Origin of the sequence: Fictibacillus halophilus (assembly GCF_042680145.1) — a bacterium.
In the GTDB taxonomy this organism is placed as follows: domain Bacteria; phylum Bacillota; class Bacilli; order Bacillales; family Fictibacillaceae; genus Fictibacillus; species Fictibacillus halophilus_A.
In genome coordinates this window covers 2,679,234-2,702,861 of record NZ_JBHTNQ010000001.1, presented here as the reverse complement: position 1 = coordinate 2,702,861, position 23,628 = coordinate 2,679,234, and the positions used below count along the sequence as shown (strand labels likewise).

The 23,628-nt window shown below is 39.5% G+C and carries 14 protein-coding genes; 11 read left to right on the top strand and 3 right to left on the bottom strand.

From position 1 onward, the window contains the following. Nucleotides 1-160: 160 nt before the first annotated feature. From ACFQ4X_RS13815 to ACFQ4X_RS13805, 3 genes are all read left to right on the top strand, one after another. Complete coding sequence (locus tag ACFQ4X_RS13815) at nt 161-2,128, top strand: LTA synthase family protein (protein ID WP_379836011.1); 1,968 nt, start codon at nt 161-163, stop codon at nt 2,126-2,128. A 271-nt stretch (nt 2,129-2,399) separates the two neighbouring features. Next, entirely contained in the window at nt 2,400-3,545 is a 1,146-nt protein-coding gene (locus ACFQ4X_RS13810) for an S-layer homology domain-containing protein (protein ID WP_379836009.1), read from the top strand. A 183-nt stretch (nt 3,546-3,728) separates the two neighbouring features. After that, entirely contained in the window at nt 3,729-4,808 is a 1,080-nt protein-coding gene (locus ACFQ4X_RS13805; protein ID WP_379836007.1) for an S-layer homology domain-containing protein, read from the top strand. 161 nt (nt 4,809-4,969) lie between these two features. On the opposite strand, the gene ACFQ4X_RS13800 is transcribed toward ACFQ4X_RS13805, so the two are convergent. After that, complete coding sequence (locus ACFQ4X_RS13800; RefSeq protein ID WP_379836005.1) at nt 4,970-5,110, bottom strand: hypothetical protein; 141 nt, start codon at nt 5,108-5,110, stop codon at nt 4,970-4,972. A 233-nt stretch (nt 5,111-5,343) separates the two neighbouring features. On the opposite strand from ACFQ4X_RS13800, the gene ACFQ4X_RS13795 reads away from it, so the two are divergent. Continuing rightward, nucleotides 5,344-7,875, top strand: a complete 2,532-nt coding sequence (locus ACFQ4X_RS13795; RefSeq protein ID WP_379836003.1) for an S-layer homology domain-containing protein — start codon at nt 5,344-5,346, stop codon at nt 7,873-7,875. 250 nt (nt 7,876-8,125) lie between these two features. Further along, on the top strand, nt 8,126-10,198 hold the full coding sequence (locus ACFQ4X_RS13790; protein ID WP_379836001.1) for a stalk domain-containing protein: 2,073 nt from the start codon (nt 8,126-8,128) through the stop codon (nt 10,196-10,198). A gap of 329 nt (nt 10,199-10,527) precedes the next feature. Here the strand turns inward: ACFQ4X_RS13790 and ACFQ4X_RS13785 are convergent, their stop codons facing one another. Both ACFQ4X_RS13785 and secA2 read right to left on the bottom strand, forming a co-directional pair. Further along, complete coding sequence (locus ACFQ4X_RS13785; RefSeq protein WP_379835999.1) at nt 10,528-11,436, bottom strand: accessory Sec system S-layer assembly protein; 909 nt, start codon at nt 11,434-11,436, stop codon at nt 10,528-10,530. A gap of 12 nt (nt 11,437-11,448) precedes the next feature. Then, on the bottom strand, nt 11,449-13,818 hold the full coding sequence (secA2, locus tag ACFQ4X_RS13780) for an accessory Sec system translocase SecA2 (protein ID WP_379835997.1): 2,370 nt from the start codon (nt 13,816-13,818) through the stop codon (nt 11,449-11,451). Between the two features lie 196 nt (nt 13,819-14,014). On the opposite strand from secA2, the gene ACFQ4X_RS13775 reads away from it, so the two are divergent. The 6 genes from ACFQ4X_RS13775 (at nt 14,015) to ACFQ4X_RS13750 (ending at nt 23,546) form a co-directional block, all read left to right on the top strand. Continuing rightward, on the top strand, nt 14,015-15,019 hold the full coding sequence (locus ACFQ4X_RS13775; RefSeq protein ID WP_379835995.1) for an acyltransferase: 1,005 nt from the start codon (nt 14,015-14,017) through the stop codon (nt 15,017-15,019). Nucleotides 15,020-15,475: 456 nt separating this feature from the next. Then, nucleotides 15,476-17,407, top strand: coding sequence for an S-layer homology domain-containing protein (locus ACFQ4X_RS13770; RefSeq protein WP_379835993.1), 1,932 nt, complete (start codon nt 15,476-15,478; stop codon nt 17,405-17,407). A 147-nt stretch (nt 17,408-17,554) separates the two neighbouring features. Further along, the gene (locus ACFQ4X_RS13765) at nt 17,555-19,513 is read left to right on the top strand and encodes an S-layer homology domain-containing protein (protein ID WP_379835991.1); all 1,959 of its coding nucleotides are present in this window, start codon (nt 17,555-17,557) and stop codon (nt 19,511-19,513) included. 448 nt (nt 19,514-19,961) lie between these two features. Further along, nucleotides 19,962-20,699 (top strand): WecB/TagA/CpsF family glycosyltransferase, encoded by a 738-nt coding sequence (locus tag ACFQ4X_RS13760; RefSeq protein ID WP_379835989.1) that lies wholly within the window; start codon nt 19,962-19,964, stop codon nt 20,697-20,699. Further along, nucleotides 20,692-22,272, top strand: a complete 1,581-nt coding sequence (locus ACFQ4X_RS13755) for a putative polysaccharide biosynthesis protein (RefSeq protein ID WP_379835987.1) — start codon at nt 20,692-20,694, stop codon at nt 22,270-22,272. Before ACFQ4X_RS13760 ends, ACFQ4X_RS13755 begins: the two co-directional genes overlap by 8 nt. A 203-nt stretch (nt 22,273-22,475) precedes the next feature. Next, the gene (locus ACFQ4X_RS13750) at nt 22,476-23,546 is read left to right on the top strand and encodes a glycosyltransferase family 4 protein (protein WP_066292937.1); all 1,071 of its coding nucleotides are present in this window, start codon (nt 22,476-22,478) and stop codon (nt 23,544-23,546) included. Nucleotides 23,547-23,628: the final 82 nt, after the last annotated feature.

Genomic DNA, 23,628 nt, shown 5'->3' with positions numbered 1-23,628 from the left:
ATTTTTGTGTAATCTCGCGAGCCAACATTCCTCGACATATCCACCATAAACAAACTGCAGACTAACTCTCTTAAAAAAGGGTAAACTCCCATCAGGGACGTTTGCCCTTTTTTATATAAAAATGTAAAATGAGAAAGGTACTGAAAGGGGATACAATTGAATGATTCTACAAGGTTTCAAGCGTTGGGGATGGGACTATTTTTTCTACGGTGCCTTTCTACTCGCTGTTTTTCTTAAACTCTACTTATTTGGCGCTTTTTCTGATACAGTTTTTGCTCGAACGGGCCTAGTTGGCTACATAAAAGAAAGCCTGAGCCAACTATTAAATGAAGGAACCATCATTGGGTTCTATGCAGGTTTAACGTTAATCAGCGTCGGGGCACTGTTGCTAGTTTCTTTCTGGACGCTTTTCTTAAAGCAAAGCAAACGCTGGATCAGTTTGCTTATCCTTAATGCGGTCTTAACGTTTTTAATCGTTGGTGACCTTATCTACTACCGCTACTTTAACGACCTATTATCGATGACCGTTTTGTCTCAAGCAAATCAGGTCGGTGCGATTTCTGGTAGTATACTAGATTTGTTCCAAGCAAAGGACATTATTTTTATCGCAGATTTAATCGTCTTAATTCCGCTTGTCATCATTTTAATTAAACGTGGAAACGGTGATCTGAAAGCTCGTGCGATTACACGTGGTGCACTCGGACTTGCAGCATTGGTTATAGGCTATCTTTTCGTTATGAGCCCGATTAACGAATATACGAAAAAGTACGGCTCTGCACTTTTTGCGAGCAACTGGTACAACATGGCGCTATACAGTCAAACCGGTCTTTTAGGATTCCACGGCTTTGACATCTATCGCTACGTAAACGAAGCGTTCTTCCAACAGCAAAAAATTTCTGCAGAAGAATCCAAAGAAATCGAAAATTGGTTTAACGATCATCAAAAAGAGATGAGCAAGGAAACGCCGTTCTATAGCGTGGCGAAAGATAAAAATGTGATTATGATTCAACTCGAAGCCTTCCAAAACTTCGTGATCAATCAAAAAATTAACGGTGAAGAAATTACGCCGAACATCAATAAACTGATCAACGATAGCATGTACTTCCCGAACTTCTCACTTCAAACAGGACAAGGTCGTACATCTGATGCGGAATTCTTGGCAAACGCATCTCTCCATCCGTTATATTCTGGATCCGTTTATGTTCGTTATCCAAGCAACACGTTTGATTCATTGCCAGGTATCTTAAAACAAAACGGATACGAAACAGCGGCGTTCCATGCCTATAAAAAGAGTTTCTGGAATCGTTATGTCGTATATGATAACTATGGTTTTGACCACTTCTTCGGTGAAGGCGACTTTAAAGACGGAGAGATTGCAGGTTGGACGCTTGGTGATAAACCATTTATGCAGCAATCAGTGGACGAATTAATGAAAATGAAAAAACCGTTTTACGGATTTATGGTAGCACTCACGAGTCACCATCCGTATAACATCCAGTCTAAATTCCGTACACTGGATGTAGGAGAATACGAGGGTTCGATCGTCGGCGACTATCTACATTCCGTTCACTATGTAGATGAAGCAGTCGGTATGCTTGTTGAACGTCTGAAGAAAGAAAACCTTTGGGATGAAACGGTCCTGCTTCTTTATGGAGACCATGACTATGGTGTTGATAATAATGAAGCGATGATGAAAATTGCGGGAGAAGATTTCACTCCGTATAATATCGAAAAAACGTTCCATGAAGTGCCGCTTGTCATGCACTTGCCGAATGATGAAGGTAAAGGCGTGTATGAAAGAACGGGCGGACAGTTAGACCTTTCAACAACGATTCTTCATGCACTTGGAGTTCCGTTCGACGACCGTTTCCAGATGGGCGGTAACTTGTTTGAAGAGAAGAACCAACTTGTTGTTCAGCGTGATCTCTCCTTCACTAACGGAGACTTCACATACAAATCATCCGTTGATGGATTCTTCGATAAAGGAACATGTTTTGATGGGAAGACAGGCAAGGTTACAGACATCAATCTCTGTAAACCAGCTTATGATCAAGCGAAAAAAGAACTTTCCATATCAGATAAAATTATTTTTAGTGATGTGTTAGAGAAGTTTATGAAAAAAGAATAGTTTTAAACATTTTGAACTCACCAATCATTGAATTGGTGAGTTTCTTTATTTTAATAAAATGAGTAAGTTTTTTTTTATTTTCAATCATAATTAAGAAGAAAGTGGGAACTAATTTTGCCTTAGAAGATAGAACCTTGTACAAACCTGTTGTATCAATGAATGGAGTGTTTTTTATTTTAGGAAAGATAGTACAAATGGCATAGGACAAAGCGATGTAAAAAATATAAAATTTTTCCGTAATGTATAATATTTTGAAATGAGGGGAACTTTTTTGAAAAAGTTTATTGGGGGATTACTAGGTGCCGCAATTATCGCTGGATCATTAGCTGCACCAGTAAAAGCTGAGGAGTTAAAAAATCCAATGGATTTTTATTATCCGGATGATACGTGGGGGCATTGGGCTGAAGAACAAATGCTTGATATGCTTCAGACAGATATCTTAAAAGGTCAGCAAGTAGTGGACCGTAAAAGAGATGTAGTGTACCTGTATTTAAACCCTGAAAATACAGTGAAAAGAGCTGAGTTCGTGACGATGATTGTTCGCGCACTTGAGCTTGAAACTACTAAGCAAGGAATAAACTTCACAGATACAAAAGGGCACTGGGCACAGAATGAGATCAATACTGCTAGTGCATTAGGAATTGTTAACGGGAAGACTGCATCTTCATTCGATCCTGAAGGAAAGATTACACGTGCTGAAATCGCTGCAATCGTTGTAAGAGCTTTTGATCCTACTGTGGATTTTGAAAAAGGAACGCCAATTAATTTTACTGATTTAAAGAGTACACATTGGGCATACGATGAAATCCGTGAAGCAACAAAAGTAGGGATTGTAAGCGGCACATCAAAAACAACCGTTTCTCCAGACAAGAGTGCGAAACGTGCTGAAGCAGCTGTTATGATACACCGTGCACTTTGGAAAGAAGAAGTCAGCAAACCCCAAAATGCTGATTTAACAACATTCATCATAGAGAACGAACATGCTGGGTATGAAGCATACAACAATCGTGATATTGATGCACTTGTTCAGTTAAACGACCAAAACCACTTCGGAATGGCACATATGATCGGTGTTGAAAGCATCGAAATTAGCCGTTGGATGTTTGAAGATGAGTACATGAAAGATTATAAAGATGAATATAAAATTATCAGTAATCCGACGCTTACAGTAACTGCATCTTCTACTCGTTTTGCAAAAGTGAATGTCGAGAATCTTGAAGTTGAAAATACGTTCACCTATCCAGAAATTGATGAAGAAACAGGTGAAGAGACTGGAGTTATACTAGAAGATTCCTTCACTGAAGACATGTCTGGTGAGTATTTGTTAGTGAAACGCAATGGTTCATGGAAAGTTTATGCAACTGATTACCTTAAATGGTACCTTTATGAAGACTGGGAAGATGATTGGGAAGAATAAAATCTTGGGTTGAGCTTTGAGTTTACTCAAAGCTTTTCTTCTGAGTGAACTATACTATTCTATGAAAATGAAATATAGTTCTTTACGAAATTAGAAATAGTAAATTAGATACAAGACAACGCAGGTGAAAGTATATAAAATTTTCCTGTAATAACAAATTATGAAAACAAGGGGATAGCTTGAATGAAAAAGTTTATCGGTGGCGTATTGGCTGCAGCACTTTTAGTCTCACCATTCACACAAACTGCTTTTGCAAATGAGGACGAAGAATTTTACCCAGATCCGTGGTACTACTACTTAGCAGAGGACATTGACGGGCACTGGGCTCAAGAGGACATGGAGAACATGCTTCAAGCTGATATCATTAGAGGAGTACGTGGAGCTGATGATGGCCTTTACTTACAACCAGAAGCGAAAATCACGCGTGCCCAATTTACAGTTTTAGTCGTTCGCGCACTTGAGCTTGAAACAGATAAGCAAGGAAAAGCTTTTACAGATATTGAAAAGCACTGGGCAAAAGAAGAAATCAATATCGCAAGTGCGCTTGGCATCATCAATGGTAAAACAGATACGGAATTTAAGCCTGAGATGAATATTACGCGTGCCGAAATCGCGAAGATTATCAAATTAGCATTTGATCCTTCTGTAACGTTTGAAGATGGAACGCCAAAGAACTTCTCTGATTTGAAAACGAGCCACTGGGCTTACAACTATATCCGCGAGGTAAGTGGAGTGGATATCTTAAGAGGAAAAACGACTACGACGGTAGAACCTGACAGCAATGCGAAACGTTCAGAAGCAACTGTTATGTTAAAGCGTGCATTATGGCTTGAAGATATCGATCTTCCGACTGAAGAGGAAGTAACGGGGCTTATCTTGAGCAGCGAATCAGATACGCTTACTGCTGTAAATGCAAAAGACATAGATGGATTATATGAAGTAAACGAATTAACTCGATATGGTCTTGGCTACGAAACGGGAGCTTATGAAGCGTGGTTCAACGAAATTGCTGTTTTTGAAGCTGGTGATACGTTAAAAGGTGAAATCGTGTCACATCCTTCTATGGGAGTAGAAGCTTTATCTTCCCATTTAGCAAAAGTTAATGTACAAAACTTCGTGATTGATTATGTTCAAACGGATGATCAAGGCAAGGTTGTTGATGAGTTTACAGAAGATCGCTCTGGCGAGTACTACCTTATTAAGCGCGATGGCGTATGGAATGTCTATAGTTCCGATTGGTATAAATCATATTTAGAGTTTTAAGTAATAAAGGGTGTCTCCTGGTGAGACACTTTTTTATTTTGTTCACGAGAGATGTCGGGGATTGTCGGCTCGCGATTATAGTATAATTTTTCGTGAAAATAAGCTGATTTTTCGCGCAATTGTGTGCACTTTTCGTGAGATTCACCATGGTTTTCGCGAGATTACTGTAGATCGAATAAAACCTGGTCATTGTGTGCCGCAAAAATGAGAGAGTTCCCATGATCAGCTTTTGCAGGTTTAACGAGGACAAATAATGAGATCGCAAAAAACAAAGTAAGTACAGTCAGGAATTTACTCTTCAAAACAATGTTCCCCTCCACTTTTAATAGAAAAGTTGTTTTGTTCAGAATCGGGACACTTTTCTAAAATTTGAAACCCCTTACTAGAAAAACCTACATAAATCTACTTTTATTTTCCTAGTAAAACAATTTTAGTGCTTTTTCACTATATTTTGACATAATCTTGCAATCTATGGATTCTATTATAAAATAGAATATGTTGGTAAAATTTTCATCATGGTATGGGGGAGAAAGTAATGCGGGGGAAAAGATTTCGTAAACAAACAGGGGCAGTTTTGGCTTTACTGTTGGCCGGTCAAGCGATGTTAGGGGCGGCTTCAGCAGATGCGTCAGACTTTGAAAACGGGAAAACCGTAAACGAATACAAACTATCAAAGTCTGCCACGTATAAAAAAATTACATATAATAGCGGTAATCCACAAGATATTTATATGATTGAGACAAAATGGGGACAAGATCCAAATACGCAAATTAAAATTGGAGTTCCAAATCCGATCACTTCTCTAATGACTGTTTTAAAACGAGCTAAACTTGATAACCGTGCAGGTCATTTTGTGACTGGAGCGGTAAATGCTTCTTTCTTTAGACCAAACGGGGATTATGGCTATCAGGCAACAAGTATCCTTTCACAAGACAACAAAATTTTAAACTATGGTGTTGTAACAGAAGACGTTACTTCTCCTATGAATGTGGCGGTTGGTTTTGGGATTGGTGCGAACGGTGAGCCAATTATTGATTACACAAAGCCTAGTTTATCATTTGGATTTAGTGGTAAAACTTTGCCGATTTATAGTATAAACTCTGTTCGTGAGGCAGAAAGAGGTATTCTTTATAACAAAAACAATAAACTATCAACTTCCGGTACTAACCAATGGGGAACTGAGATCGTCATAACTAATACATCTAAAGATCCGGCTCAAATCGGTTTTGGTGATAGCATTACTGGAACCGTTTCAAAGATTGTGAGAATGGGACAAACGGCTAATCACACAATTCCTGATGGTGGAATGATCGTGTCATTTGCAGGCGGTGCAGCCTCTGATCAGCTTGCAGGAGTAAAAGTTGGAGACTCAGTTTCAGTTTCGGCAAATATTGAAGCAAAATGGAAAGACGCGAAGTTCATTTTAGGCAGCGGTCCGATGCTTGTCCGCAACGGACAAGTTGAGATTTCCATGTCTTCAAAGGACTATTTTGTGTATGGACCGAATGCTCGTACCGTCGTAGCCTATGATCAAGACGCTAAGAAACTATTTTTTGTTGTGAATGATAAAGGTACTTCTACTAGTAAAGGATCATCTTTAACTTCAATGGCAAACTACCTGATCTCACTTGGTGCAGATTATGCGATGAATCTAGATGGAGGCGGGTCATCCACGATGGTGGCACGTCCATACGGAGGGTATGAGCCAGTTCTGATGAACGTACCTTCTGACGGATCAGAGCGTGCGGTTTCGACAATCCTTGAAGTGGTAAACACAGCAGCAACAGGCACTGCTAATATGCTTGTCTTAGGAGCAGCTCCATCATTGGAGGTTGGAATGAGTGCACCAATTTCATTAAAATACGCACTTGATGAAAACTATAATCCTCTTAACCTATCAGCCTCCCAGCTTACATGGTCAGTTGAAGGTGATGTAGGGACGATGCAAGGGAACGTTTTTTATGCGAAAAAAGAAGGTAAAGGGACAATTGTTGCAAGTAGCGGCGGAGCTACTGCAAAAATTCCTGTAGAAGTAACGAGCTCAGTACCGGCTGGAACAAAATTTTTACCGCTTGATACGTTCAATTCTTTAAGCAACTGGCATGTAGAGGGAGCTCTTGCAAAAGTAACACTATCTTCTGATACCTACTATGCAAGAGAAGGATCAGCGGCACGGGTAGATTACGACTTCTTGAACAGCGGCGGCGGAACAACGGCAGCTTATCTATCAACGAAACAATCCATCCCTGTAAAAGGAACACCGAAGTCAATCGGTGTTTGGGTACACAATGACGCTTCAGATCATTGGCTGCGTGGAGAAATTATTGACGCAAAAGGACAAACTCAAAGAATTGATTTTACAGGTCAAGGCGGAATGACATGGGATGGCTGGGGTTATAGAGAAGCTAAGCTAGATACTAACCTAGCATTTCCGATAAAGTTCAAAAAACTTTATATGGCAGAGACGGACGTTACGAAACAGAATAAAGGTACGATTTATGTTGAAAAACTGCAGGCTGTCTATGACTCTACCTATGTCGAACCTGTGTTTACAGATTTAGATAAAGCACCTTGGGCAAAAACGTCGATTTTAAGATTATCCAGCCAGTCGATCATCAATGGATATCAAAACGGTCAGTTTGGACCTAACGATAATATCACTCGTGTTCAGGCTGCCATCATGATTGCAAATCAAATGGGATTAAATACTGCAAACGTTACAAATCCAGGCTTTTCGGATGTATCAACTGCAACATTCGGTTATGATAAGATCGCGACTATCGCCGAAATCGGTGCAATCACAGGATACCCTGACAACACGTTCAAACCGAACGGAACGTTGACACGTGGAGAAATGGCTGCGATTGTTGAAAGAGCTTATCAATTAAAAGGTACGACAACGAAATCTTTTCCTGATGTAAAATTAGGTTATTGGGCATATGATTCCATTCTAAAGGTCTTGGCAAACGACATTGTAGGAGGATATGAGGATGGAACTTTCCGCCCGAACAATCCAATCACTCGAGCTGAATTTTCCGTTATGCTAGACCGTTATATTAATCAGTAAAATACTTTTAAAAACATTAAACATTATGTAAATATAACCGATAATAAGAATACTAAGTAACACATCCTAACAAGAACCTGTCCAAATATGGGCAGGTTTTTGTTGTTTTATATAAAAATTCATATATCAGGCAAATATTAGATGTTTTGTAACAATAGTTTGACAAAATATAAGACTTTTTGACATTGACGTTAAAACATATTACTTATACGCTACAAAGGTAGCTTAATTTTGGAAGGGGAGAATATTTTTGGGGAAAAGACAATTTCATAGTTTCATAGCTCTTTGTCTAATCATTTCCATGTTTTCTGTATTTGGCTTTACGGGAGGCCATAAAGCGGAAGCAGCTCACGATCTTGTTAATGGAAATCAATTTTATACATATGATGAGATGATTACAGACATGAAAGAGCTTGCCGCTCACTATCCTGGATTGATCAGCTATAAAGAAATCGGGCGCAGTGAATACAATCGTCCGATCTATGCAATCAAGCTGGGGAAAGGAAATGCGAACGTCTTCGTTAACGGATCGCATCATGCCCGTGAATGGATTTCAACAAATCTATCAATGGACATGATCGACGAGTACGCGAGCGCATATACGAATGGGGATTATATTGGGAAGTATAATGTACGCGACATTCTAAACAAAACAACAATGTGGTTCGTGCCGATGGTAAATCCGGATGGAGTGACATTGCAGCAATATGGACTCTCTAAGTTTCCGTCAGCTGACCATTGGAAACTGATTAATATGAATGAAGGAAGCACAAATTTTCAACGCTGGAAAGCGAATGCTCGAGGTGTTGACCTCAATCGTCAGTATGATGCTGACTGGGCAAACATTAAGAACAATAAATCAGGTCCGTCCTGGAGTAATTACAAAGGTACTGCGCCTGTAAATCAGGCTGAATCAAGAGCGATTGTTAACTTTACGAATCAGATTAACCCTGAGATGGCTGTCGCTTATCACACGAGTGGTGAGATTTTATATTGGAATTTTCACCAAACAGGTAGCTGGAAAGAACGTGACCATAAATATGCCCAAACGATCGGTTATATGACAGGTTACGACTTAGTGTATCCAGGAACAAATCCTTCTGGTGGCGGATTTACAGATTGGTTCATCATCAAGTACAAGCGTCCAGGTTTTACGCCTGAACTTGGCAACTATGCAGGCAACACGCACGTGCCAGTTTCAGAATACCCTACTATTTGGTCTCAGAATAAATATGTGGGGCTATATGTGGCGCAAGAGGGTTACAAATTGTATGTGAAGAGCCCGCGCTATAAACCAGAACAAAAAGTAACAGTTTACCTAAATGGAAAACTTTTCTCTTATGAAAAAGAACCATTCATGAAAAATGACCGCACTTACGTTCCGCTCCGCGGTGTATTTGAAGAATTAGGTACGACCGTGAAATTTAACGATGCTACACAAGAAATTAAAGCAACAAGATGGGACAGAACCATCACGTTGAAGATTGGGTCCAAAACGGCGACGGTCGTATCTGCAAAAGGTACATCTACCATCACGTTTGATACAGCACCAGAAATTATAGGTGGACATACGGTTGTTCCAGTTCGCTTTGTCGCAGATGCCCTTGGTGCTGAAACGAAGTGGGATGGAAACACTTACACAGTATCTATCCAAGATTATTACGTTAAATACTCACACATAAAAGATCCAAACCCTGTTGGTGTAACAATAAACGGTGTGAAACAAAACTTTGATCCAGCCGCTCATTTTTATGGCTACGATACAGTTTACTTACCGCTTCGTAATCTATTAACAGCAATGGGTGCAACGGTAACGTATAATCATCCAGTTGTAACAGCTGTGAAAGATGATAAGACGATGGTGATCAACCTCGAATTAAGAACTGTCTCACTAAACGGAAAATACATTTACTTCAACCGACCAGTCATTCTAGACAATGGTACAACGATGCTTCCGATCCGTGATATTTCTGAAGCATTCGGCTTTGACGTTTCTTATTCTCCAGAAGAGAGAATGGTGTACGTTGTAACACCAGAAGCTGCAGCTGAGCACCCAGAAGAAGCACCTGCCGCTGAACAGCCTGCTGCAGAACTGGATTCTCCAGCTGAAGCACAATCTTTTGAAGAACAGCCTCAGGCAGTAGAACCAGCAGAAACGATACCTACAGAAGAAGCTCCAGCAGTTGAAGAACCAGCTGAAGATGTTGAAGCTGAGGAATCAGTAGCAGATGAGCAAAATACATCAAAGGAATCAGAAAATGGCCAGATTGAGTCTCAATCTGTTCCGAATGTAGAAGAAACACCTTTGGTGGAAGAGAATTAAGTAAAAGAGGAAACCATGCCCAGTGATTTGGGCATGGTTTTTACGGTGTTTTATGTGGTTTAGTAGGCAGGAGAGTTTTAGTTAGTAACTTTAAGCTGAAATATTCTCGCGAGAATGTTGAATAATCTCACAGAAATACGACGCATTCTCACGGAAATCCCACTTAATCTCACGGAAATCTAATTATACTCACGAGTCGACACACTTTGGCATACACACTCCCATACCACCTACCTTCCTCCACCAGCACTCCACACACAAAAAACCAACCCTCATACGAACTTATTCTAATAAGTCCCGAGGATTGGCTTCTTGAAAGCTTCATTATATTAATTTTGCTGCTGTGGCGGATACGCCTTCCAAGTAGAAAGATCAATTTCTTCTTTCAATACTAATGAGCTTGGGAAGATGAACGTCCATGGTTTGCTCGTGTTTGCCTTCACTTCAAAATCATTCAGGGCAAATCCTCCTTTTGCGATAACATCACCGGACGCATCTACCACTTCAAGGGGCAGCTGCTGCAATTGAATATTTTTATCCGAACCGTTGCGGATCAGCATCGTCACATGCAAGTTACCATCATCAGACTTCTTCGCCTGAAGTCCCATAAAGTTCACTTCACCAGGCTTCGGTGCTGCCATACCATCGACAAGCTCTTGTAATTTTGCCTTATCTTCTTCTGGAAGGCTGTTCGCCCAGCTTTCTTCAAGTTCTAAAACGTGTTTTTTCTGCGATTTCAACTCGAATGCAAGCTTCCAACCTGTCTTCGGTAGTTCACTCTCGGCGTCAACAAACAAGTCACCCGATTTAAATGTGAACAGCCAAGGTACACTGCTCTCCGCGGGAATCTCTCCCACATCAGAGAGATTAAACACGTTTCGTGCTAATTTTTCACCGTTTGCTCCCACTAACAATAAAGGCATTTCCTGAAGTTGAATTGCCTTACTCAAACTGTTGCGAATAAACGCTGTTACTGTAACTGCGCCTTCAGTTTCTTGCTTCAAATCCACTCCAGACAAGGAGATCTGGTTAGGCTTTAATGGCGAAAGTTCCAAGTTTAAAAACTGATATACATATTTTAATTCCTGTGCAGGTTCATAGGCAGGGGAGTAGTACAACTTTGTTTCAACTTCGTCCTCAGCACCTTGTTCAACCAATTCATTTAAAAGTTCTTCAGAGGACACCGTCGTGTCTTCTCCCGTTTTAGTCAAATTCTTTTTCTTAAAAAGAGAAAGCATGATTGGACCTCCTTATTGGTTCAGTTTTTGTTTTTTCGTTTCAAAAGCTTTTATTAATTGAGTCAGCTGGCGAATGGCTGCCTTATGAATCTTGTGGCGTGTACCGATAAAAATCTGCAAGCCTTCTTTTTCATAGATCCGCATTGGATCTTCCTGTCCGTAACTGCGTAACCCGATTCCTTCCTTTAAATGGCTCATCGCCTCTAAATGACTCACCCATTCACGGTCTAATGTGGAAACTGTAAATCTTTTTAGCCATTGTGCAGTCTTTTCGTCCGCACTCATAAAAGCTTCGAGTTTTTCCAAATAAGTACATAATTGTGACTTCAAATCGTTCTGAAGCTCGTAATCTTCCTGATAACGTTCTTGTAATTGAATATGGTTCACGAAAATCATTTTCAAATCGTTTTGCAGGGCATGCAACGGCCATTCCTCAGGCAGTAAATCTTCTGTAATATGGTCGTTGTACACTTTTTCAATCGCTTCCTCAGCCATTTCTTTTACATAAGGGAAGACCTCTTCTTTAACTAAAAGCTGATCGCGCAGTTTGTAAATGATCGTCCGCTGCTGGTTCACCACATCATCCAGTTTCAGCGTGTATTCACGGCTTGAATAGTTGAAGCCTTCGCAGATCCGTTGTACACGGTCCATAAATGCAACCGGATTATGATTTAAAATCAAACCTGTATCATCCAGTTTCATTCCTTTTTGTAACTTTTCCATTTCGTCACGAGCAAAACGCTTAACAATTTCATCTTCAATACTTACAAAGAATTGAGAGCGTCCAGGATCACCTTGACGTCCAGACCGGCCTTTTAGCTGGTTATCGATACGGCGGCTTTCGTGACGTTCTGTTCCTAAAACATAAAGCCCGCCAAGCTCTTTTACACCTTCGCCAAGTAAAATGTCAGTTCCGCGGCCAGCCATGTTTGTCGCGATTGTAATCTGTCCTTTTTGACCAGCAAGACTGATCAACTGTGCTTCTTGCTCTTCACTCTTTGCGTTCAGCAGTTGATATGTTAAGCCTTTTTTATCAAGGTAGGACGCCACTTCTTCAGACTGTGCGATTGTAGTTGTCCCAATTAAAACAGGCTGCTTCGTTTCGTGGATGCGAGCTACTTCCTCAGCAATCGCTTCGTACTTTTGCATATGTGTTGCATAAACACGGTCCGTCAAATCTTCACGCTGACGGGGTTTATTTGGCGGGATCGGAATAACATGCATGCCGTACACATCACGGAATTCTTTTTCTTCCGTTTTCGCAGTTCCCGTCATTCCAGAAACCATCGGGTACATTCTGTAATAGTTTTGGATGGTAATTGAAGCTTGCGTTTTATTTTCTTCCGTAACCTCAAGGCCTTCTTTAGCTTCAATTGCTTGGTGAAGGCCATCACTATAGCTGCGTCCCTCTAAAATACGGCCCGTAAACTGGTCAACAAGCTCAACTTTTCCGTTGCGGACAATATAATCAACATCGCGCTTCAGCATGATTGCTGCACGCAATCCTTGAAGAACATAGTGATACAGCATTTGGTGTTCCAACTCATACAGGTTGCCAACACCGAAACATGCTTCAATCTTATCAATACCCGCATCTGTTAAGCTTACGGATTTTGTTTCTGGATCATAAATGTAATGGTCATCTTCTTTAAAACGCTTAACAAGCTGTGCACAAACATAGTGCAGTTCCTGGCTTACTTGTGTTTTACCCGCAACGATTAGCGGAGTCCGTGCTTCGTCAATTAACACACTGTCCGCTTCATCCAAAATCGCAAAATGGTAAGGACGCTGAACCTTTTGGGAAATGTGCTGCACCATGTTGTCTCGGAGAAAATCAAAACCAAACTCATTACCGACACCATATGTAATATCAGCTTGATACGCAGCTGCTTTATCTTCAGGTGAGATCTGCGGAACATTCAGTCCAACTGTTAAACCAAGAAATGAATGAATCTGTCCGATAAATTCGCTGTCACGGCGTGCCAAGTATTCGTTAACCGTGATCACGTGAACGCCTTTGCCTTCTAACGCACGCACATAAGAGGGAAGGGAAGCGACAAGCGTTTTACCTTCACCCGTTGCCATCTCAGCAATGTTTCCTTCTAATAGAACAAGTCCGCCAATCAGCTGTACGTCAAAGTGGCGCATGCCAAGCACACGCTTAGAAGCTTCACGTACAACCGCAAACGCTTCGAACTTTATGTCATCGATTGTTTTTCCTTCTGCGAGCTGTTCTTTAAACTTAACTGTTTTTGCTCGCAATTCATCATCTGTATATTTTTCGAAAATAGTTTCTAACTCGTTAATTTGGTCTACCATTTTCGTGTATTTCTTCAACGTTCTTTGCTGCTCATCTATGATGTTTTTCAAGTAGGTCAACATCTTACTCTCTCCTTATTAAATACTGAAACTAGTATATCACAAGGATTTATAAAAATATCCAAAAATAGAATGATTTTGTCAAAAATGGTTAAATAATCTGCTGCGTATAAATAAAATATTGTCATATATCAAACGGATTTGTATGATTAAGACGAATTCATGAAAATTTCATATTTAAAAGAAGGCAGGGAAAAACATGATCCGATACGCTGATGCACTTCGATCATTGGCTATTATGGCAGTAATTATGATTCATGTTGTAGGCAACCTAATGGTGGTCGATATATCAAAAACATGGTGGTTCGCTACAATTATTGAGAGTTTCACTAGATGGAGTGTACCTGTATTTGTCATGGTGAGCGGAGCACTTCTCCTTGGTAAAGAAGAGCCGCTTTCTTTATTTTTTAGAAAGAGAGCTTCAAAGATTATCATTCCATTTCTTTTCTGGACTCTTTTCTACGAGGTTTTCAAAATGAGAACACAACTTGATCTGTTTTCTATTGAAACTGCACTTAAAAACATATATAGCGACAAAACGTATTATCATTTATGGTTTCTCTACATGATTGTCGGTATTTATTTTGCAACACCTATTTTTCGAGCGATTGCACATAAGACCAAACTATTGATCTATTTTGTAGCCATATGGTTCGCACTAACTTTTGAGTTGGTAGCCTTTTATTTAACGTCCATGCACATCGGTTTTAAACTGGGGATGTTCTGGGGCTTTACAGGTTACTTCTTACTGGGATATTTACTTGCTAAACATACACTAAGTAAAAAAGTAACGATGCTCATCTATGCTGGCGGAGTTACCGGATTGCTGGTTACCATCTTTGGTACGTACTGGGCTACATTGTCCAAAGGTTCACTAGATATTTTCTGGATCGATTATCTAGCACCAAATACAGTACTCGTGTCCGCAGCAGTTTTTGTTTTATTTAAACATACGTTTAACATTGAAGGGCCTTTCTTACGTTCGTTTGCAGCAGCAAGCTTTGGAATCTTTTTGATTCACCCTGTCTTTTTAACATTATATAAATCAAGTTATTTTCAAGATCTCTTTGGTTTCGCTTTGCATAGCCGAACGATCCACGTGTTGTTCGGTGTACCTGTAACCTTTATTGTCGTCACTTTAACTAGTTATTTGGCCGTAGTGATTCTACAAAAGATACCGTTTGTGAAGAATATCGTTCCATAGGTTTACACATAGTGAAAACAGAAGAAAAAGACATATCAGTGGTTGTATATTCCTTTAGAAGGTAAACGTTGGGAACTTTATACTTTAGATGAATTAGATTATCAAAATAATAAATAAATAAATAAATAAATTAGTTGGGCAGACAAAAAAAGGGGACGATGCGGAACCTTTAAAGTCAGCCCTTTTTCTTTTGGGTAATGCAGAGTGATTTTATAGATGGCTATGAACTGTACGAGAGTTTCTACGCGTCAAAGTGGAAGGTCTATAAGCCAAGATAGAGGGGCTATTTCCATCTGTGAAAGTGAATATATTACCTTAAAGTACTCTTTTTCTTTTTTCTGCAATAATTGTATAAAAAAAGATAGTCTTAAAGTTGCTAGAAAATTTTGTTGAATATTGGTAGATTAATAGAGGATGTGGGAAACTTAGTAATTTTTACAAACAGGGGGAATTATTGTGAAAAAATGGTTGGTGTTGTTCTTGTTGCCATTCGTCTTTTTGTTTAGCACGAATTCTATCAGTGCTGCGGACGATATAACGGGCCATCCTTTTGAGCAGGAAATGAGAAAGCTCATTGAGTTAGGACACTTAAAAGGTGAAGTGATTGATGGTCAGACTTACTATTCACCGGACCGCAATGTAACACGTGCTGAATTTGCCGTGTTATTAGTACGTGTGTTAGAAGCGGAAAACTTGGAAGTCATTAACCCCAAGTATTTTTCTGATGTTAAAGAAGGTATCTGGTATCAAAAGGCTGTTCAGCAAGCTGTCGAAATGAACATCGTTACTGGGACTCCGGACGGAAAGTTTTTACCGAATGAACATATCACACGAGAAGCTATGGCGACCATGATCGACCGGGCTTTACAATATAAAGGAATCAATCTGCCCGAAGCAGAGCTGAAGTTTACAGATAAGGATAAGATTCAGGAATGGGCTGTAACATCTGTGAAACGTATGGTGTATGCAAAAATTATTCTTGGAAACACGGACAATACATTCCGTCCTCAAGAAGTAGCAACAAGAGGAACGGCAAGCGCCTTTTTAGTGCGCATGCTGGATACGATGAAAAGTCCTCCTGCACCGCCAGTTCCAAACTTTTATTTGGCGACCGTAACAGCGGATGAAACAACGAAAGTTAAAGAATATGAGACATACGATCAAGCTAAAGCAGCAGCGACACAGAGCAATCATGTTGTTTTAAAGGACGACCAAGTTGTTTATATGAAGAGCGGAGTTGTTTCACCTGCCCAAAAGGCTCCACTCGCTTCAACGCTTTATACGAGTTCAGCATTCAGTGCAAATCATTTTAGTATAAACGCAGGGACAGAAACGGAATTCTTGGACGCAGGTGAAACGTGGGTAAAAGTCAAGTTTAATAACACTGTTGGTTATTTTAAAATGAGCGAAGCAACTTTACATCCAACAGTAACGTTAAAAGGATATTCCTATTACAAAGCCGAAAGTGGCAAGCTAACGCATGTTGTTTATAACGTTAATACGAATGCTTACGGATCATATGAGTATGGAAGCAGTGGAAATATGCCAAACGGGAATTATAGAAGTACAGATGGACATACCTTCAAATCTGTTGCAACTGGTTCCGTTTATGACAAGTACCAGTATTTCAATGTGATGCCTCTATATACAAAAACAAGCTATACTGCTGAACAAATCAATAATTTCGTAAAAAATAACAAGCCTGCTACAGTTGGTAGCACACCCCTGGAAACGATGGGACAGGATTTTAAAAATATAGAAGAAAAATACAATGTCAACGCAATGTATCTGCTTGCTCATGCGATTCATGAAAGTGCCTGGGGAACAAGTGCGTTAGCAAAGGACAAAAAGAATTTATTTGGTTTGAAGGCATATGATGGCACGGCCTATGAAAGTGGTGCATCATTTCCGACATATGAAGCTTGTTTAGTAGAGCTGGTCACAGAATATTTACTGAAGCCTAACTCAGGATATTTTATGGAGAGCTGGAAAGCAAACGGAGAGGTCCTTGGAAATAAAGAACTGGGAATGAACGTACGCTATGCTTCAGATCCATACTGGGGACAAAAAATTGCCGGTTATATGTACAGAATGGACAAGTATTATGGCGGTCTTGAACGAAATAAATACGACATTGCTGTCACACTATTTGCTAGTACAAATGTAAGAAGCGATACAACAGCAAATGCAGATAACAAGCTTTATCCAATTACAAAAGTTGGTAGTCCAGTGCTTGTATTAGCAGAAGTACAGTCAAGAACTAATGAGGGTACTTGGTTCGAGATTGTTCCAGAAAACCTAAACGGGGCAAATTATCCAAAAGCATACGTATACAGTAATGGATATTCTTACGGCACAAATATGAGCGTTTTACCTTTAGCAGAATAATATTTTAGTAATAGGCTATTGAACATATGTTCAATAGCCTTTTTCATATTGTCTAGGAAAATATAATAAAATATCTGGTAATCTTTGCCTTTCGTTTGATAGAATAGTAGGAGGTAAACGGAAAAATATTATTTTGGAGGGGAAAATTTGAAGAAGTTTTTGTGTTTGTTTGTATTACCGTTTGTGCTTTTGTTTGGTTTAGGAGTTCAAAGCGCTACGGCAAATGATGGTTTAGATGGTGAGCAATTTAAGGATGAAATGAGAAGATTGATAGAGCTAGGTATTCTTGAGGGCTTTGAAGAGAACGGTAAAATTGTTTATAAACCTAAAGAAAATGTAACCCGTGCACAGTTTGCCAAACTTATCATTCATATTTTAGGAGAAGAAGATTTAGTCGTGACATCTCCTAAAAACTTTTCAGATGTTAAAACGAAGGATTGGTTTTACAATAAGGTTCAGCAAGCTGCACAATTAGGCATAGTTAATGGTAGGACCGATGGGACCTTTGATCCAAATGGAACTGTAACTCGTCAAGAAATCGCTAAAATGATTAGTAAGGCTTTTGAAACTAAAGGTATTACCTTACCTGAAAAGGATATATCAAGCTACAAAGATGTAAAAAAGGTAAGTGATTATGCGAAGATTCCGGTTGCACAGATGGTAGGAGCAGAAATCTTAAATGGTTATAATAACTATCTTGACCCAAATGGTAACTCAACTCGCGGAATGACTTCTGCTTTTTTGGTTCGAATGCTGGATGTATTAAAGAAGTATGAAGAGCCTGCTCCAGTGGAACCAAAATATTTTGTAGCCACTGCAACAGCAAATGAAACAGTAAAAGGAAAAGAATATTCAAGTTTTGCAGAAGCAAAGGCAGCAGCAACGGGTGTGAACGATGTTGTCATGAAAGACGATCAGATTGTTTACATGAAGAAGGGGCAAGTGACAAACAGTACAGCTTCAGCTACGGTCGATATTGAAGACCAAGCAGGATACAATTTGATTGGTTTGGAGAGCGGTACAGCGGCCGAATACATCGAATCTAGCGAAAATACTGTTAAAGTAAAGTTTGGAACAAAAACTGGTTTTATAGATATGGAAAATGCATTACTGATTCCTGAGATTCAGATTAAAGGCAGAAGCTACTATAAAGTGGATAATGGCTACTTATATCACTACACATTTAACGCACGTACTAATAGCTACTATGCACCCTACAAATATGGAAAGAGCGACTCAGATATGCCAGACGGCGAGTATTACAGTGACAACGGAAGCACGTATACAAGCAAGATCGACGGAGAAAAGTATACGGCCTACCAATATTTCAATATGATGCCGCTTTACACAAAAACGTCATACACGGCTGAAGAATTAAATAAGTTTGTGAAGGAACATAAACCTAATGGTGTTGAAAGCACAATTCTTGAAACAATGGGTGAAAAGTTCAAAGCCATTGAACAAGAACATAACATCAATGCGATGTATCTCTTGGCACATGCCATTCACGAGAGCAAGTGGGGAACAAATGAAAAGGCAATTGCCCGAAAAAACCTTTTCGGAATTGGTGCCCAAGATGGAACTGACGGATTGACTACGTTCCTATCCTATGATGCAAACTTGGATGCACTTGTGTATAATCTCATAAAAAAGAAAGAAGATAATTATTTTCTAGAATCTTCTTATCGCTATAACGAAGCCTTTTTAGGAAATAAAGATTTAGGAATGAATGTTTTTTATGCAACTGATCCGTATTGGGGTCAAAAGATTGCCGGCTTCATGAACCAAGTCGATGAAAAATTAGGCGGGAAAGAACGCAACAAATACGATATTGCAGTTACCCTAGTTGAAAATGCTAGAACTAAAGTTAGAAGCACACCAACTGTTCCTTTAGACAATTCAAACAAGCTATATGATTTTAAATGGACAGGTACACCTGTACTTGTTTTGGACACTGTTGAAACAGAAAATGAAGGTACATGGCTTGAAGTAGTACCTAAGAATTTAGAGGGTGTTAAATATTCAACAAAAGCTTATATTTATAGCCATGGTGGTCCTGCATCTTATGGTACAAAAAATATGGGGATTTTAGAATTAGCTGAATAAATGAAGAGCCTGACTGAAAGGGGTGAGTGTCCCTGGATGTTGGGCTTTTTGTTTACATAATAGGATTTAGAATGAATATTTGTCGGGATTGTCGATTCGCGAGTATGAGATTCATTTTAGTGAGATTATAGTAAATTCTCGTGTGAATATGGCCCAAACTCGTGAGATTATCACGCGTTCTCGTGAGATTACCATTTCTGATGTCTCTTAGGCGTTCTCCCAGCATCATTTTCACTCCACAAACAGCACATCATTTACAGAAATACTGGATAATCCAACCACCTCCCTCAAAAACTAAAGTGGAAGACGACCTATATAAGATGAAACATATAGTTACAGACCATATAGTTTAGGGCCGTTTTATGATATATTTATTAGTGTTTTATTTAAAATAGGTAAACTTTGCTAAATGACGCAAAGTTAATTAAGGAAAAAGTGGTGACTTTCATTGAAAAATACAGTTCGAATTCTTGGAGTAGATTTCGTAAACTCAACATTATTTGAATTCTTAAATACATTAAGCGGACATTTGGAAAGAGAAGAGAAGACGTTTGTTGTAACAGCGAATCCAGAGATCGTAATGAAGGTTCGTGAAGATGAAAACTACCGAGCAGTAGTTGAAAAAGCAAACTATGTAACGGCTGATGGTATTGGTGTAGTTAAAGCGGCGGGACTCCTTGGGAATCCTCTTCCTGAACGTGTAACAGGTTTTGAAACGTTTATGGGGCTTCTTCAGATTGCTAACGAAAAAGGATACAGTGTTTATCTTTTAGGCGCTCAAGATGAAGTGCTTCAAAAAACAGTTACTGAAATCATGACGCAATTTCCGAATGTGAAAATTGCAGGTGCTCATCATGGTTTCTTTGACTGGAACGATGATCACATTCCAAATGAGATTCAGCGTACGAAACCGGATCTGATTTTTACTGCATTAGGTGTTCCAAGACAGGAACTTTGGATCGGTCAGAACATGGACAAGTTCGAAAAAGGTGTGTTCATGGGAATCGGCGGATCGTTTGATGTTCTTGCTGGAGCGGTTCAACGCGCACCTGAATTCTGGCAGAAGATGAACCTTGAATGGGCTTACCGATTGATGAAGCAGCCATCTCGATGGAAACGCCAGCTTAGCCTTCCGCATTTTGCATTAAAAGTAATCCAGCAAAAGGTGACGGGTAAGCATGAGTAAAAATACTTTTATCAGGGGAGCACTTATCTTAACGATTGCGACCTTTTTATCTAAATTCCTAGGTTCTGTTTTCCGAATTCCATTGCAAAATATTGCTGGTGATGATGTACTCGGGATTTTCAGTCTCGTTTATCCTGTATACATGACGGCGCTAATTTTGTCAGTGGCAGGAATTCCGATTGCAATTTCAAAATTAATTTCAGAAGCGCGAGCAAAAGGCGAGGATACTGAAATCCGAAACATTTTTAACACGGCAGGAATCTTAGCCGTCATTTTCGGTATTCTCTCTTTTAGCTTTTTATATGGATTTTCCTATCAAATAGCAGAAATCCTGGGTGGACAGGAAACAAGAAGTTCACTTATTGTAGTTTCCATTACACTTTTGATTGCACCATACATGGCGGTTTACAGAGGTTTTTTCCAAGGTTACGAGGACATGAAGCCAACTGCTTACTCACAAGTGATTGAGCAGTTTATTCGTGTGGCGCTCGTGATCGTGGCCGCTTATTATTTTGTTTCCATTCAAGCGGACAACGAAACGATTGCAGCAGGTACGATGGCGGGTTCAGCGATTGCGGCACTGATTTCTTTAATTTATTTACGAATTCTTTTTCAAAAATCGAAACTTAAACCTGGCTCGAATCGTCCATATACTTTAGAGGCGTTTAAAACGTCGAGTAAGCACATATTAAAGCTTTCTTTGCCGATTTGTGTAGGAGCATTGACGATGGCATTGTTGAATGTTGTTGACTCATTGACTATTCCTTCAGCACTAAAAATGGCAGGTAATACAGCGAAAGAAACCTTTTACTTAAACGGTATTTATGCACGTGGTACTTCGCTTGTTCAGATTGCGACTGTATTCTCAACTTCAATCGTTTTGCCGTTAATCCCATTAATTACGGGGAAAATAGCCAAAAACGAGATGAGTGAAGCGAATAGAGTAATTAAACGCTCGTTCAATTTAACGCATTTATTCTCTTGGCCAGCAGCAGTAGGGATTGCTGCATTAACTCTTCCATTAAACATCGCGCTTTTTACAAATGATGAAGGAAGTTTGGTTGTTGCAATCGTGAGCTTCAGTTCGGTGTTTACTTCACTCGCAGTCCTTGGAACAGGAATTCTGCAAGGGATCAATCGTCCAACAGCAGCGGCAGTCATTATCGTGGCAGCTGGGATCGGAAAAGCATTGTTAAACTTTATGCTGATTTCACAATACGGCTTGTTAGGGGCGGCCCTAGCTACATTGATCATTTACATTATCATAACAGTGGCAAATGCGCTCGTTATTAAACAAACGTTTAAACTGCCATTCATTAATCGCTCCATATTAACCTTTACAATCGGTAGTTTGATCATGGGATTCGCTATTGGTTATCCAACATTATTGCTTGATATTTCTGGACGACTTGCAAGCTTATTGTATGCAGGTGTTGCGATAATAATCGGCGGTGCGCTATATACGGTTTTCATTTTGCTAACAAAGGGAATGACAGTAGAAGAATTACAATCTTTACCGGTTATCGGAAAGAAATTGGGTCGATTTGGCAGGGTTTCTAAAAATAATGCTTAAGTGTTTAGCGGAAACTAACTTTAGCAGAAAAACGCTTTCATTAATTTAATAATTTGTTAACGATTTTTTCACACAAAACCGAATTTATCTATGCTATAATTTTCTCTGTGTATAAATTAAAAGATGATTTTTGTCGAAAATTAATACAACAAAAAATTGCGTTTTACTAACAATAATTATCACGCCAATTGGGGAGTGTAACTATGACTTACTGGGCATTATTAATATGTTTTATTGCGTCGGTTCTTTTGACACCGGTCGTTAAAAGGTTCGCCTTTTTCGTTGGTGCAACGGATAAGCCCAACCAGAGAAAAGTTCATCAAAGAATTATGCCGCGTTTAGGCGGATTAGCGATTTTTATCAGCTTCGTGCTCGGAGTACTTATCGTTCAGCCGGCGAGCCAATACACGGTTCCAATTGTACTTGGAGCGATCGTCATAATCATCACTGGTGTTTTTGATGATATTTATGAGCTTTCCCCTAAAGTGAAAATGCTAGGGCAAGTTATCGCAGCTGGTATCGTCATTTATGGTGGAGTAGAAGTTCATTTCATCAACCTGCCATTTGATTACCGGTTAAGTCTTGGATTCCTTGGTATTCCTTTAACTCTTTTATGGATTATCGGAATTACGAATGCCATCAACTTAATTGATGGATTGGACGGACTTGCAGCAGGGGTATCCTCAACGGTATTAATCACCATCTCAGGAATGGCGATATACAACGGCAACGTTCTTGTTGCAGCTCTTGGTATCATCTTGCTTGGAAGTACTTTAGGATTTTTGGTTTACAACTGGCATCCAGCAAAGATTTTTATGGGAGACACTGGAGCGCTATTCTTAGGATACATGATTGCTGTTCTTTCTCTTTTAGGATTTAAGAACATCACATTATTCTCACTCGTTGTTCCGATTATCATTCTTGGTGTACCGATCTCAGACACATTGTTTGCGATCATCCGCAGATTCTTGAACAAAAAGCCATTATCTGCACCAGATAAATCGCATTTACATCACTGCTTATTAAATAGCGGAATGTCTCACCGCCAGACGGTACTTGTGATTTACGCGATGAGTGCACTGTTCGGACTCGCTGCAATTCTTTTCAACTTAACAACACTTTGGGGATCACTCTTAATCCTTTCCGTGTTGCTTCTGATTACTCAGTTTATCGCTGAACGAATCGGTTTGGTTGGAAAAGATCACGCGCCTGTAAATAAATTTTTAAGAAAGATTTTTTACGGACTTAAAACGAATCCGAGAGTCGGAAAATAAAAATGAAAAAGGACATCAGTTAGCTGGTGTCCTTTATTTTATGGGTATCTCTTGCCGCTCTTTATAAGAATACCGATATTAA

Excerpts from the sequence above, each read along its gene's own strand:
- ACFQ4X_RS13795 (WP_379836003.1), top strand. The coding sequence starts at position 5,344 with ATGCGGGGGAAAAGATTTCGTAAACAAACAGGGGCAGTTTTGGCTTTA.
- ACFQ4X_RS13755 (WP_379835987.1), top strand. The coding sequence starts at position 20,692 with ATGAGTAAAAATACTTTTATCAGGGGAGCACTTATCTTAACGATTGCG.
- ACFQ4X_RS13805 (WP_379836007.1), top strand. The coding sequence starts at position 3,729 with ATGAAAAAGTTTATCGGTGGCGTATTGGCTGCAGCACTTTTAGTCTCA.
- ACFQ4X_RS13775 (WP_379835995.1), top strand. The coding sequence starts at position 14,015 with ATGATCCGATACGCTGATGCACTTCGATCATTGGCTATTATGGCAGTA.
- ACFQ4X_RS13750 (WP_066292937.1), top strand. The coding sequence starts at position 22,476 with ATGACTTACTGGGCATTATTAATATGTTTTATTGCGTCGGTTCTTTTG.
- ACFQ4X_RS13815 (WP_379836011.1), top strand. The coding sequence starts at position 161 with ATGATTCTACAAGGTTTCAAGCGTTGGGGATGGGACTATTTTTTCTAC.
- ACFQ4X_RS13785 (WP_379835999.1), bottom strand. The coding sequence starts at position 11,436 with ATGCTTTCTCTTTTTAAGAAAAAGAATTTGACTAAAACGGGAGAAGAC.
- secA2 (WP_379835997.1), bottom strand. The coding sequence starts at position 13,818 with ATGTTGACCTACTTGAAAAACATCATAGATGAGCAGCAAAGAACGTTG.